Genomic DNA, 13,045 nt, shown 5'->3' with positions numbered 1-13,045 from the left:
CGGGCGTGATTCCATCAGGCACGACGACAGGCCACGTCCCGGGGCCTCGCAAGCTTCGGACGGGGTATCCCTGTGACCAGCCTGGCCCGCGTTCTGGAAGAGCTCGGTTCGACCCTCCTCCACCCGGTCTGCGGAGATCTGCCGCGGAAGGAGAAGGAGATCGGCGGCGTCGTCATCCACGACCCGCTGGACGAGCCCGAGCTGCCGGACAACGCCCTGGTCCTGGGCGTGGGCCTGCGCGACGACCTGCCGGAGGTCGTCGCGCGGCTCGGGGGGCGCGGAGCCGTCGGCCTCGTCGTCCGCGGGCCGGTCGAGCCCGATGAGCGGCTGATCGAGGCGTCCAGGGAGTACGGCGTCGCCGTCCTCGCGTTCACCCGTGGCGCCTCGTGGAACCATCTGACCGGGATGCTCCGCACCCTGACCGCCGAGAGCGATCCGTACGACGCGAACGGTCACACGCGCTCCGGCGATCTGTTCGCCGTGGCCAACGCCATCGCGGCCCTGCTCGACGCGCCCGTCACCATCGAGGACCGCAACTCCCGCCTGCTGGCCTTCTCCAGCCGCCAGGAGGAGGTCGACCCGTCCCGCGTCCAGACGATCCTCGGCCGCCAGGTCCCGGTCCACTACACCCGCATCCTGGAAGAACGCGGCGTCTTCCAGGCGATCTACCGCAGCAACCGGCCCGTCTTCGTGGCCCCGCTGCCGGAGTCCGGCGAACTCCCACGCCTGGCGATCGCGGTACGCGCGGGCGATGAGATCCTCGGGACGATCTGGGCGGTCGTACCCGAACCCATCGACGAACAGCGGAGCGAGTCCCTCTTCGAGGCCTCCAAACTCGTCGCCATGCACATGGTCTGGCAGCGTGCCGACGCCGACAGCGAACGCCGGCTGCGCGCGGACCTGCTGAGCACCGCCCTGGACAGCGGTCCTGGAAGCCGTGAGGCCGTGCAGCGCCTCGGGCTCAGGGACGAGCGGGCGATCGTCATGGCGCTCACCGCGGCACCCGCCGCGACCGAGGCGCCCGCACAGGCGAGCGCGGACCGCAAACGCCTCGCCGACGCCTTCGCCATGCACCTCGCCGCCGCGCACCCGCGCGCCGTCGCCGCGCTGATCGGCGATGTCGCGTATGGCGTCCTGCCGTTGGCCCGCCACGACGCGGAGGAGCGCGCGCGGCTGATCGCCACCGAGTTCCTGGCCCGGGTGGGCTCCCGGCTGCGCCCCCTGATCGGCGTGGGCCGGCTCGCCGGCGACCTCTCGGCGCTCGCCCGGTCGCGGTCCGCGGCCGAGCAGGCCCTGCGCGTCCTGCGCGCGGGGGTGCTCGACCAGCAGGTCGCCCTGTTCGACGAGGTGCATGTCGAGGCGCTGCTGCTGGAACTCGCCGATCTGGTCCCCCAGGCCGACCTGCCCAGCGGCGCCATCGCCCGGATCGTCGCGTACGACCGTGACCACCAGGCGAATCTCGCCGAGACGCTGCGCGCCTGGCTGGATGCCTTCGGCGATGTCACGGTGGCGTCCGCGGCGATGTACGTGCACCCCAGCACCTTCCGCTACCGCCTGAGGCGGGCCGCCGAGGTCGGAGGGATCAACCTCGGCGATACGAACGCCCGGCTGGCCGCGATGGTCCAGTTGCGCCTGATGCACATCAGATCCGCAGGCCGAGACTCCTGATCAGGAACGCCAGCCACTCGGTGTCCTGCTCGACCGCGACCGCGTCTCCCGTCGCCGCACCGTGTCCGGCGTCGTCGAAGACATGCACCAGGACCGGTTCCCCGCCCTGCTGCGCGGCCTGCAGACGGGCCGCGAACTTCCGTGCGTGCCAGGGTCCGCACCGCGGATCGTTCGCCCCCGCCTGCAGATACACCGCGGGAAACGCGCCGGGGCGCACCAGCTCGTAGGGCGACAGCCGAAGGAACCGTCGTACGTCGGCGGGGTCGTCGGGGTCACCCCATGCCTTGCGGAGCACGAAGTCCAGGTACGGGTCGCGGATCCCCCCGATCAGGTCGAGCAGGGGTGCGCGCGGCAGTACGGCGCGCCAGAGGTCGGGCCTGGTGGTCAGGGCGACGCCGCACATCAGACCGCCGTCGGACCCTCCGGTCAGGGCGAGGCGGTCCGGGGTCGCACGGCCGGTGGCGATGAGATGCTCGGCCACCGCCACGAGGTCGCTGTCCCGTACGTGCTTGCGTTCCCGGTGCGCGGCCAGCCACCAGTCCCGTCCGAACTCGCCGCCGCCCCGCAGATGAGCCAGGACCACGACTCCGCCGGCGGCGACGAAGGCAGCCAGATCGCTCTGGTACGCGGGCAGCAGCGGCACGTTCGCCGCGCCGTAGGCGTAGATCAGCACCGGGCCCGAACCCCGCCCCACCACCTGGTACGGGACCGGGATGCCGTCGGGCGCGAGGGCCCGGCCCTCCTCCACGGTGGCGTCAAGCGTCACGGTGGGCGCGGTCAGCGTCCGGAGCGGGCCGCCCGGCTCGTGGCCGTACACGCCCCAGGAACTGGTCGGCGTGGAGAAGGCGAACACGAAGGCGGGGGCGGGATTGCCCACGGCCAGCCCCGTCAGCGGAAAGTGCGGTGCGGCCAGCGCCCCGCGCCCCGGCAGCGGCAGCTCCCCGACGACCGCCCCCGACCGGTCGAGAATCCGGACCCTGGCGCAGGTGCGGTCGAACTCGCTGAGGTAGAGATGGTTCCCGACCGGGGTGAGCGAGCGCAGCACCGTATCGCCCTGCGGTACGAGCTCGACCCAGTCCGACGGGTCGTGGAGCGAAATGGCCACCACCCGCCCGCGCGGGGCGTCCACGTCCGTGACCGCGACATAGCGGTCCCCGACGACATGTCCGGCGACTGTCCCCGGGCAGTCGGTGAGGAACGGCCGCCACTCCCCGCCCGGGCGGCGGACCGCGATCGGGACCGGGCTGCCCACCCGGTGGGCGGCGACCTCCCATCGCTCGCCGGCCTGGATGAGCGTGTACTCCCGGGACTCCCCCACCGGGACCGGCTCCACCGTGGTGTCGCCCCCCAGCCGGTGGAAGAACACCGCCTGCCTGAAGTCCTCGGGCGACCCGGTGAGCGCGAAGAAGTAGAACCCCCCGGAGTCCGGCAGCCAGGAGACACCGCCCGCCCACGCGCTGTGCAGGATCTGCGGCGGGGCGCCGCCCAGCTCCTGCCCTCCGGCCACGTCGAAGAGCCGGATCGTGTTGTGCTCGCTGCCGTCCGTGCAGACTCCGACGGCCAGGACCCGGCCGTCCGGCGAGGGCGCCAGCCAGGACAGCACCCCCTCCTCCAGGCGGGCGATCCGCCGTCCCGGCCCGTACGGGGACTCGGCGACGACCACGTCGGAGCCGCAGACCCCGAACCACTGACCGGCCGCGTACTCGGGCAGGTCGGGCCGGGCCCCGGTGTAATGAGCGATCACCAACTCCCTTACGGCGTCGGGGTCCAGGCCCTCGAAGGCGACGGAGGAGGCGAGTTCGGCCTGGGCCTGCTGCCACTGACGGACCTCAGGCGTCTCCTCCTCCAGCCAGCGGTACGGGTCCGGCACCCGGACCCCGGCGACATCCGCGACGACCTCGACGGTCCGGGTGGGCGGATACTTCATCGGTACTCCTGGAACTCGGCACGGAGCCGTTCGAAGGCCCCGGGGATCAAGGTGGCGTGGTCGAGGTGGATCAGTGCGTCGTACTCCGCACCGGGGTCGCCCGGCCCGGTCGGCTCCCGCTCCTCCAGCAGGACGTCCCAGTCGAAGGGCCGGGGTGAACGCTCCACGAAGCGGATCACGGGACCCGAGCCGCATGTCAGGGCGATGACGGCCAGCTCGGAGCCCAGCGCCTCGTGCAGCAGGCCGCCCATCATCGGGCGCCCCTCGAACGGAGTCCGTCGCACATGTGCGTTGTGCGCGCTGACGACGATGCGCTCCTCCCGCTCCAGGACCCACCGCACGGTCTCCGCCATGAAGGCGTCCCGCGGGTAGGGGCTGCCGGCCGGCACCGGCTCCAGTTCCGCGAGGAACGCCGCGACGGAGGCCGCGGCCCTGCGCACCACCGCGTCCGCGACCCCGGCGGACCGCGCGGCCAACGCGCGCAGACCCGTGCGGAGCCGATTGCGTTCGGGAGGCGACAGCGCCGCGAACCGGACCGCCGCCTCGGTCCGGCCGCCCAGTTCGCTCAGGCCGAGCAGCTCGCCCAGGTCCCAGCCCGGCATCCGGTCGGCGACCGCCCGGACCGCGGGTCCCGGCGAGGTGGAGGAGCCCGGCAGGTCCATTCCGTAGAAACCGGTCCCGCGGGAGCGCATCCACTCCAACTGCCGGTGCATCGGCGCGCACTCACCGAACCGGTACGTGATGCCCTCCCTGGCGATGTCCGCCACCTCGCCCGGGCTGCCGCGGAGCCAGGCGTCGACGCCCAGCCCCTCGGCGAACCCGGACTCCATGACGAAGGCGGTGAACCCGTGGCGCTCCACCAGGTACCGCAGGATCCGGTCCTTGAGCTCGTAGAACTCGGTGACGTTGTGCGCGTCCTCGCCGAGCGCGACCACCCGGACGTCGCGGGGCAGCTCGGTGATCAGTTGTGGAAGAACCATTGTTCCGGCGTGTAGAGGCTGCTGAGCAGCGCCTGGAAGGAGGAGCCCGGTCCGGACAGTGTCTTCTTCCAGACCACCAGGGTGTCGGGGGTGGGGAGGAAGAGCACGGGCAGGTCCTTGCTGACCGCGGTGACCTCGGCGGAGAGCGCCGTGGAGTCCGCGCCGAAGGTCGAGGCGTTGATCAGCCTGTCGGCCTCGGGGTCGGTGTAGGAGCCCAGGTTGAAGCTGCCGCCCGTGTTGAACACCGTGTTGCTGGTCGGGTATCCGGCTGCCTGGTAGAGCCCGCCCTCGTCCTGCATCGCCCACTCGTCGGACTTGGCCGGGGCGAAGGAGTTGCCGTAGTTGGCGTACATGTAGTTGAGGGACTTGGTGACCAGGTCGACCCGGATGCCGAGCTTCTTGGCCGCCGACGCGAAGGCGATGTCGCGGGCGCCGACGTACTTGGGGGTGTCGGCCGAGGCGAGAGTGAACCTGATCGTCTGCCCCCGCTTGATCCCTGAGCCGCAGAGGGCGGGCTTCTCACAGGTGGTGCTGCCGCCGGGGACGACCTTCCAGCCGTGGTCGGTGAGCAGCTTGCGGGCCGCGTCCTCGTCGTGGGGGTACGGCGCGGTGCTGCCGAAGGACGCCGGGTAGGGGGAGTCCGCTCCGCCCGTGGTGTAGTTCTCCGAACCGGCGCCGCCGTAGATGCCGCGGCTGGCGATATAGCCCTTCTGGTCGATCAGCCGCTGGAGCGCCTGGCGGACGTAGGGCTGGGCGATCACCTGGTCGAAGTTGTTGACGGTGTTCTTGAAGTTGATCGTCAGCGAGTCGAAGCGGGCCGGTGCCGGGGCGCCGTAGACGTTGTACCCCTTGGCCTTCAGGGCGGCGGCCTGCGAGATGAAGCCGGAGTCCAGCGTTCCGACGGTGAGGTTGCCGGCCTTCATCTGGTTGAGCACCGCCGAGGCGGAGGTGAACGCCTTGAAGTCGATCCGGTCGAGCCGCTTCTCACCCGGCCCGCTGTAGGCCTTGTTCGCGGCCAGGGAGTAGGAGCCGGTCGTCGGGTCGAAGGACTTCAGCCGGTACGGCCCGTTGACGACCTGCCAGAGCGGGTTGCCCGCGAAGGACTTCTGGTCGGCCGACTCCTTGGTGAGGTAGCGGTAGATCGCCTTGGCGTTCCCGGGCCGGGTGAAGTCCAGGTGCGGGCCGTCGGTGCGGGCGATGTTCCACTCGGCCGACGGCATGATGTACAGCAGGGAGAGTACGGAGAGCAGGTAGGACGGGTTGTAGGCGGTGTCCAGGGTGAGCGTCAGGGTGTCGGCCGCTGTCGCCTCGGCGCTGACGCCGTCCGGGAACTGCCCCGGCGTGTAGAAGCTCCAGTTGGCCGGGGACTCGGCCAGCCCGGCCTTGAGCAGATCGAGGGAGAAGACGACGTCGGCGGCCGTGACGGGTCTGCCGGTGGACCACTTGTACTCCCTCATCTTGATCGTCACGGTCTTGCGGTCCTTGCTGTAGACCGGCGGATCGGCCAGGCTCGACGCGGTGTCGACGATCTGGTCGCCCTCGCCGCTCGGCCGGTAGAGCGAGCGCCACAGCTGGCCGCGGGCGATCACCGTGCCGCTCGACGAGGCCGGCGGGTAGGGGTAGATGTAGTTCGGGCTGAGCCCCGGGGTCAGTGCGACGACGGCGGTGCCGCCGTTCTTGGGTACGCCGGTCTGCTTCGGGGGCGTCCTGGCGATGTCCTGGGCCGTGCCGCCGCCTCCGCCGCACCCCGCCAGGGTGAGCAGGGCGACGAGCACGATCGAGATACGTCCACGCATGGTGCTGTCTCCCTCAGTTCTGACTCGTAGGTGAAGTCGGCCGCCCGATGGCGTCCCTGAGCGCGTCCGCGAGCAGGTTCAGGGCGAGGACCGTGAGGACGATGCAGGCGCCCACGGGATAAACCAGCCATGAGTAGCCGGCCGAGAGATAGCTGGCCCCGTCGGCGAGTTGGCTGCCCCAGTCCGCTGTGGGGTAGGTCATCCCGAAGCCCAGGAAGCCCAGCGCGGAGACGACGATGATCGCGTCGGCCACCTGGAACGTGGCGTTGATGATGATCACGCCGAGGGCGTTGGGGATCAGGTGGGTGAGGATGATCCGCCGCCGTGAAGCGCCCATGACCTTCGCCGACAGGATGAACTCCCGTACGCGCAGCGCCAGTACCTCGCCGCGGATCAGCCGGGCCGAGAGGAGCCAGGAGAAGCCCCCGATGACCAGGCTGAGGGAGACCGCGTTGGCCGCGTACCGTGCCGAGAGGATCAGCACGACGAACAGGAACGGGATCGACAGCATCACATCGACCAGGCGCATCAGGAATCCGTCGACCACGCCTCCGGCGAGCCCGGCGACCGCACCGTAGACCGTGCCGATCGTGGTCGAGAAGAGCGCGGCCAGCAGGCCGATCTCCAGCGACAGCCGGCCCCCGGTCATCAGCCGGCCGAGTACGTCGAAGCCGTTGGTGTCGGTGCCGAGCAGATGGCCGTTGCCTGGCGGCAGGGCCGCGTTGACCAGGTCCACATCGGTCTGGTTGGTCGGGTGGATCAGTGGGCCGAGGAAGCAGAACCCGGCGATGAACACCAGGAGCAGGCCACCGGCGAGCGCGAGCGGATGCCGCCTCATTTTCTCAACTCGATTCGGCGGTCGGCGGCTGCGACCAGGAGGTCGGCGATGAAGCTGCCGGCCACGGTCAGGAAACCGCCGATGAGCGTGTAGGCGAGGAGAAGGGGATAGTCCTCGCGTTGCAGGCTGTTCAGGAAGAGGAGGCCGAGGCCCGGGTAGTTGAAGAGCGACTCCACGATGAGGTTCCCGGCGAGCAGGGTGGGGACCAGCGTGCCGACCAGCGTGATCAGCGGCAGGCAGGCGTTGCGGAGCAGATGGCGGAGCAGGACCAGGCGTTCCGGCAGGCCTTTGGCCCGCGCGACCCGGATGTAGTCCTGGCCGAGCTGATCCAGTGCCGAGGAGCGCTGATACTGCGCGAAAATGGTGACGCTTCCGCAGGCCAGGGTGATGACGGGCAGCGCCATGGCCCGTGGATCGGTGAAGACCACCCAGGGTGAATGCGACTGGGACGCCTCGGCCGGGAAGATCTGCAGCGTCTGGCTGAACACCGCGATCAGCACCAGGCCGAGCAGGAACGACGGCATGGCGTAGAGGACGTACGAAGAGGCCGTGGCCGCCCGGTCGGCGATGCTGTTGCGTCGTACCGCCTGGAGGATGCCGAGCGGAACCGCGACGACCAGTGCGAGGACCAGACCGGCCAGGGACAGCATCGCGCTGCGGCCGGAGTTCTGGGCGAGCAGGGTGGAGACGTTCTCGTTCAGCGTGTAGGAGCGGCCCAGATCGCCGTGGAGCAGCTGGCCCAGATAGCTCAGGTACTGCGCGATCAGCGAGCGGTCGAAGCCGTGGTCGTGGTTGAAGGCCGCCACCGCCTGGGGTGAGGCGCGCTGGCCGAGCACGATCCGGCCCGGACTGGCGGAGACCAGGTGCAGCAGCAGGAACACGACCACCGATATCCCGAGCAGGACGAGAACCGAGACCACCAGGCGGTGGAGCAGATATCTAGCCATTGCGGTTCCCTTGCAGCGGGTAGTGGCAGGCCACCAGTTGGGCACCGGCGCTCTGGGTGCGGGTGAGCGGTGTGAGTGGCGGTTCGACCTGGGCGCACTTGTCCGTGCTCAGCGCACAGCGGGTGCGGAAGCGGCAGCCGCTGGGCGGATCGACGGGACTGGGCGGTTCGCCGCGCACGCCCGCCCCGGCACGTTCGCCCTCGGGGACGGCTGCCAGCAAGCCGGCCGTGTAGGGATGGGCGGGGGCGCCGTACACCTCGTCGGTCGTACCGGTCTCGACGAGCTTGCCGAGGTACATGACACCCACGCGGTCGGCGAGATAGCGCACGACCGCGAGATCGTGCGAGATGACCACACTGCTGAGGCCGCGCTCCAGCTGGATCCGGCGCATGAGGTTGAGGATCTGGGAGCGGATGGAGACATCCAGGGCGCTGACGGGTTCGTCGGCGATCAGGACCTGCGGTTCCAGGGCGAGGGCGCGTGCCAGGCCGACGCGCTGACGCTGGCCGCCGGAGAGTTCGTAGGGGTACCGGTCGAGTACGCCCTCAGGGAGACCGACGTCGTCGAGGAGCCGCCGCACCCGCTCCGGCCGGTCACCAACACCCTGGATGACCAGGGGTTCGCGAAGGATGCGGCCGACGCGCATCCTCGGGTCGAGGGCCGCGCCGGAGTCCTGGAACATCATCTGTACGGCCTTGCGCGGCCGGACGAGCCGTTCCCCTTCGAAGAGGACCTCGCCGCTGTCGGGGCGGTCCAGGCCGACGAGCAGCCGGCCCAGGCTCGACTTTCCGCAGCCGGACTCGCCGACCAGGCCGAAGGTCTCTCCGGCCGCCACCTCGAAGCTCACACCGGAGACCGCCTTGACGGTGCGGCGGCCCGCGGGGTGCTCGCGGACCAGGTCGACGACGCGCAGGAGCGTCTCGCCGCTCTCCTCGCTCGCCTTTCCCTCCTTCGACGGGAACCGTCCCCGCGTGCTGCCTTCTGCCGGACCGGTGACCGGGTGCCAGCAGGCGTAGGAGTCGACGAAGGGCGGCTGCTCCTCGCGGCACCGGTCCGTGGCCGCGTCGCAGCGCGGCGCGAACGGGCAGCCGGGCTCCGGCTTGGCCAGGTCGGGCGGCGAACCCGGGATGCTGAACAGCTCCTCACCCTTGTCCTGGCCCAGGGTGGGGATCGAGGACAGCAGAGCCCGGGTGTAGCGGTGCCGGGTCCTGCCGAAGATGTCCGCCGTGGGTGCGGACTCGGCCACTCTGCCGCCGTACATCACCCCGACCCGGTCGGCCCGCTGGGCGATCACCCCCATGTCGTGGGTGATCAGGATCATCGACATGCCGCGCTGGGCCCGCAGGTCGTCGAGGAGATCGAGGATCTCGGCCTGGACCGTCACATCGAGGGCCGTGGTGGGTTCGTCCGCGATGACGACCTCGGGCTCGCAGACCAGCGCCATGGCGATCATCACGCGCTGGCGCTGGCCGCCCGAGAACTGGTGCGGGTAGCCGTCCCGGTGAACACCGACCCGGGCGAGCATCTCCAGGGCGTGGACCCGGGCGGCACGCCTGGACTCCTTGCGATGCAGGCGGACGGGTTCGGCCACCTGCTCGACGATCTTCTTGGTCGGGTTCAGCGAGGTCAGCGAGTCCTGGAAGATCATGGCGATCTCGTTGCCGCGATAGTGCCGCGGCTCCATCGCGAGCAGATCCCGGCCGGCGAAATCGATCGACCCGCTGGTCACCCGGCCACCGGAGGGAAGCATTCCCATGATCGCGAGACCGGTCATCGACTTGCCGGAACCGGTCTCTCCGACGATCCCCAGTGTCTCGCCGCGTTCCAGCTCAAGGCTGACGTTCGCGACGGGCCTGACGACACGGTCGCCACGCCGGATCTCGACCGACAGGTCCCGGAGCGTCAAACTCTTGCGCACATCCATTCGCCGATATTGAGGGCCGCGGCGCATGTGATGTTCGTCCGGGACGGCGAGTGTTCAGCCCTGGGTTCGTCGGGACGAACGAACGTCGGCGCGGCCCGTGTGCAGGTAGCGCGCCCGCCCTTCGCCGTCGTCCCCCAGGAACGCCACCGGTCCGTGGCCGGGCTCGACGGGGAGGAGGGAATCGCCGCGCCAGGCGACCAGCTCCGTCCGGTAGCTCTCGTCGCCGAGCTCCGCCGTGACACCGAGGGGAACATGGTCGAGCCAGAGCCTGCCCTGCTCGTCCTCGTCCACCCGGGTCTCGCCCGTACTCGACAGATAAGTGCCCACACAGCGCCGCGCGTTCAGGCGGACCGCCGGATCCGGAACCGGCTCACCGGGCAGCTCCAGGACCCGGCCGAGGATCTCCTCCCTCAGCGGCTTGGGATCACCGCCGTTGGTGAAGACCGCCACCGCCAGGTCACGGCCGGGAACGACGCGCAGGACCGCGGACTGTCCGATGGTGTTGCCGTCATGGCCGAAGACCAGGCCACCCGGCAGATCGTAGAGCTCCCAGCCCAGACCCCAGGCCGTGCCCCAGCCGATGTCCGGCAGCGCGACCTGCGGCTGCAGCATGGCGCGGAGAGTGTCGTCCGCGAGATGCATCCGGGCGAAGGCCAGCAGATCGCGAGGGGTCATCGCGAGCATCGAGCCCGCCGGGGCGTTCGAGCGGGCCATCGCCCAGACCGCGGACGGTTTCCCGCCGAGATGGCCCACCGCCGCACGGTGGACGATCGCTTCGTACGGGTCGTTCGCCGCGTGCGTCATGCCCAGCGGTGTGAACAGGTGATCCCGCATGCACGCGTCGAAGGGCTTGCCCCGCACCAGCTCGACGATGCGTCCCAGCACGCAGTAGCCCGCGTTGTTGTACGAGAACATCGCCCCGGGCTCGAAGATCTGCGGCACCTCCGCCAGGAGGTCCACGTACGCGGCCAGACAGTCGTCGCCCTTGCCGGTGTCGGTGAAGACATCTCCTTCGAAACCGGAGGTGTGGCACAGCAGCTGGCGTACGGTCGCCTCCCGGAACCCGGGAAGGTAGGTCCGGACCGGGGCGTCGAGAGCCACTTCGCCTTCGCCGACCAGCTGCATCACCAGCGTGGCGGTGAGCACTTTGGTGATCGACCCGATCTGGAACACCGAGTCGACCGTCGCCTCCACCCCCGTCGCCGTGCTCAGCACCCCGGCCGCCGCTTCGACCACCTCCGTGCCGGCGCCGACGGCCACGGCAGCCCCCGGCACACCGTGTTCGGCCAATAGTCCCGGCAGCCGCTCCCGCAGCCAACTCCCGATGTCATGCAGTTCGCTCATTCGCCCGACCGTAGACGGCGGGAGCCGCTCCTGGTTCGTCCACGGCGACCATCGCTCTCATCTCATTTCGTGGATACGACCAGGCCCGGCGCCCTCAGTGGCCGTCCCCCCGGCCCTGGGACGCGTGACCGACCGTGTGCCTTCCGCAGGGGGACACCGCCTGCCCCGGAGAGTGATGCCGGACGTCGGCGGCCACTCCCACCGTTCTCTCCCGCCTCCCGGATCGATCGGAGCCCGGAAATGCCGGCGGCCTGGTGTGAAGCCAGTGACAGGCGGGCAAGGCTGACGGGATTGGCAGGTACATGTGTGGCCAGTGAACTCCACGAGGGGGGTGGGGTGTTGGCAGACCGGTCCAGCGCATGAGGCTGAGGCGGCGGGCGATCGGGCGCCTGGCCCCCTCGTGGTTCCGAAAGGGTGTGCATGAAGCATTTCCGGCTGCTCGTTCTCGGTAACGGAGTTTCCGCGTACGGCAGTTATCTGAACATGGTCGCGCTGAACGTCTTCGTCTACGACGTCACCGGGAGCGCCCTGGCCGCGGGGCTCTTCATGGCGGTACGGCTGGGGACGAGTGTGGGGGCGGGGTTCGTGAGCGGGCGCCTCGTCTCGGCGTACGACCGCAAACGTCTGATCGTCGGCGCCGACCTCGGCCAGGCACTGGCGCTCCTGGCGCTGCTGCTGGCACCGGAGGCCGGCCGGATCTCCTTGCTCTACTGCCTGGCCGTGGTCACCGGGGGCTGCTCGACGCTCTCGCAGGTCGCCCTGCGCAGCAGCATCCCTGAGATCGTGGGGGCCGAGCACCGGACCCGCGCCAACGGTCTGCTGGTCACCGGCCGTTCCCTCGCCATGATCGCGGGCTTCGCCTCGGCGGGTGTGGTGGTGGCGCAGCTCGGATACACGGCGGCGTTCGTCCTGGACGCGGTCACGTTCCTGGTCTCCGCGTCGGTACTGCTGGCGCTGCCGATCCGCACGAGGGCCCGGTCCGAGGGGCCCGAGGGCGCCGGCACGCCGAGCGCCGGTCACCGTTCCGTCCGGTTGCTGTGGGCCGGCGCGCCGGTGCTGATGGCGATGATCGCCGTGCGGGCCGTCGACGGGCTGGGATCCTCCTCGCACAATGTCGCGCTGCCCGTCTACTCCAGCCTGCTGGACCCCGGCCACCCGGCTACCTTCATCAGCCAGTTCTGGGCCACCTGGGCGGTCGGCACCATCATCGCCCAGCAGGTGCTGGCCCGGCACAACCGCCGGACCGGGCGCACCTTGGGCGAGCGGGCCTTCGCTGCCACCGCCTGCGTCATGTCAGGAGCGTTCATCGTCGTGTTCAGCGGGCTGCCCACGGTACCGACGCTCGCCACAGCACTCGTCGCCGGAGCGGCGGACGGAGTCACCGAGGTCGTCTACGTCTCACGGCTCCAGATGGTCCCCGACGAGCAGCGCGGACGCCTCTTCGGGCTCTCCGCCTCGGCCGAGAACGCCGGGTTCGGACTGGGGATGCTGATCAGCGGATCGCTGCTGGAGGCCTTCTCCCCGTTCCAGGTGGTGGCCTCCCTGCACGGCCTCGCCATCGTCCTGTGCCTCGCCCTGCTGACGCTGCTCGTACTGCGCCGTTCCCCGGCCGGGCCCGGCC

General features: G+C 70.3%; 9 protein-coding genes. 2 read left to right on the top strand and 7 right to left on the bottom strand.

Annotated elements, in window-relative coordinates; genetic code table 11:
- The first annotated feature begins 72 nt into the window (after nucleotides 1-72).
- Nucleotides 73-1,668, top strand: coding sequence for a PucR family transcriptional regulator (locus J1C73_RS25845; RefSeq protein WP_307797798.1), 1,596 nt, complete (start codon nucleotides 73-75; stop codon nucleotides 1,666-1,668).
- Here J1C73_RS25845 and J1C73_RS25840 read toward each other — a convergent pair.
- Genes J1C73_RS25840 through J1C73_RS25810 form a run of 7 tightly spaced genes read right to left on the bottom strand, consistent with a single transcriptional unit; the run spans nucleotide 1,643 to nucleotide 11,424 of the window.
- Nucleotides 1,643-3,595, bottom strand: coding sequence for a prolyl oligopeptidase family serine peptidase (locus tag J1C73_RS25840; protein ID WP_207318503.1), 1,953 nt, complete (start codon nucleotides 3,593-3,595; stop codon nucleotides 1,643-1,645). The genes J1C73_RS25845 and J1C73_RS25840 overlap by 26 nt on opposite strands.
- The gene (locus tag J1C73_RS25835; RefSeq protein ID WP_207318502.1) at nucleotides 3,592-4,575 is read right to left on the bottom strand and encodes an erythromycin esterase family protein; all 984 of its coding nucleotides are present in this window, start codon (nucleotides 4,573-4,575) and stop codon (nucleotides 3,592-3,594) included. The genes J1C73_RS25840 and J1C73_RS25835 overlap by 4 nt, the downstream gene beginning before the upstream one ends.
- On the bottom strand, nucleotides 4,557-6,371 hold the full coding sequence (locus tag J1C73_RS25830; RefSeq protein ID WP_207318501.1) for an ABC transporter substrate-binding protein: 1,815 nt from the start codon (nucleotides 6,369-6,371) through the stop codon (nucleotides 4,557-4,559). Before J1C73_RS25830 ends, J1C73_RS25835 begins: the two co-directional genes overlap by 19 nt.
- A gap of 13 nt (nucleotides 6,372-6,384) precedes the next feature.
- The gene (locus tag J1C73_RS25825) at nucleotides 6,385-7,209 is read right to left on the bottom strand and encodes an ABC transporter permease (RefSeq protein ID WP_124284849.1); all 825 of its coding nucleotides are present in this window, start codon (nucleotides 7,207-7,209) and stop codon (nucleotides 6,385-6,387) included.
- On the bottom strand, nucleotides 7,206-8,156 hold the full coding sequence (locus J1C73_RS25820; protein ID WP_207318500.1) for an ABC transporter permease: 951 nt from the start codon (nucleotides 8,154-8,156) through the stop codon (nucleotides 7,206-7,208). Before J1C73_RS25820 ends, J1C73_RS25825 begins: the two co-directional genes overlap by 4 nt.
- Nucleotides 8,149-10,080 (bottom strand): dipeptide ABC transporter ATP-binding protein, encoded by a 1,932-nt coding sequence (locus J1C73_RS25815; protein WP_207318499.1) that lies wholly within the window; start codon nucleotides 10,078-10,080, stop codon nucleotides 8,149-8,151. Before J1C73_RS25815 ends, J1C73_RS25820 begins: the two co-directional genes overlap by 8 nt.
- 54 nt (nucleotides 10,081-10,134) lie before the next feature.
- Entirely contained in the window at nucleotides 10,135-11,424 is a 1,290-nt protein-coding gene (locus J1C73_RS25810; RefSeq protein ID WP_207318498.1) for a serine hydrolase domain-containing protein, read from the bottom strand.
- A 420-nt stretch (nucleotides 11,425-11,844) separates the two neighbouring features.
- Between J1C73_RS25810 and J1C73_RS25805 the strand changes: the two genes are divergently transcribed.
- The coding region (locus J1C73_RS25805) for an MFS transporter (RefSeq protein ID WP_207318497.1) at nucleotides 11,845-13,045 on the top strand (1,201 nt) is incomplete at its 3' end.

It is taken from the genome of Streptomyces laculatispora, from assembly GCF_017353455.1.
GTDB lineage: Bacteria > Actinomycetota > Actinomycetes > Streptomycetales > Streptomycetaceae > Streptomyces > Streptomyces laculatispora.
The sequence above is the reverse complement of the archived record's forward strand: the minus strand, read 5'-3'. Positions and strand labels throughout refer to the sequence as shown.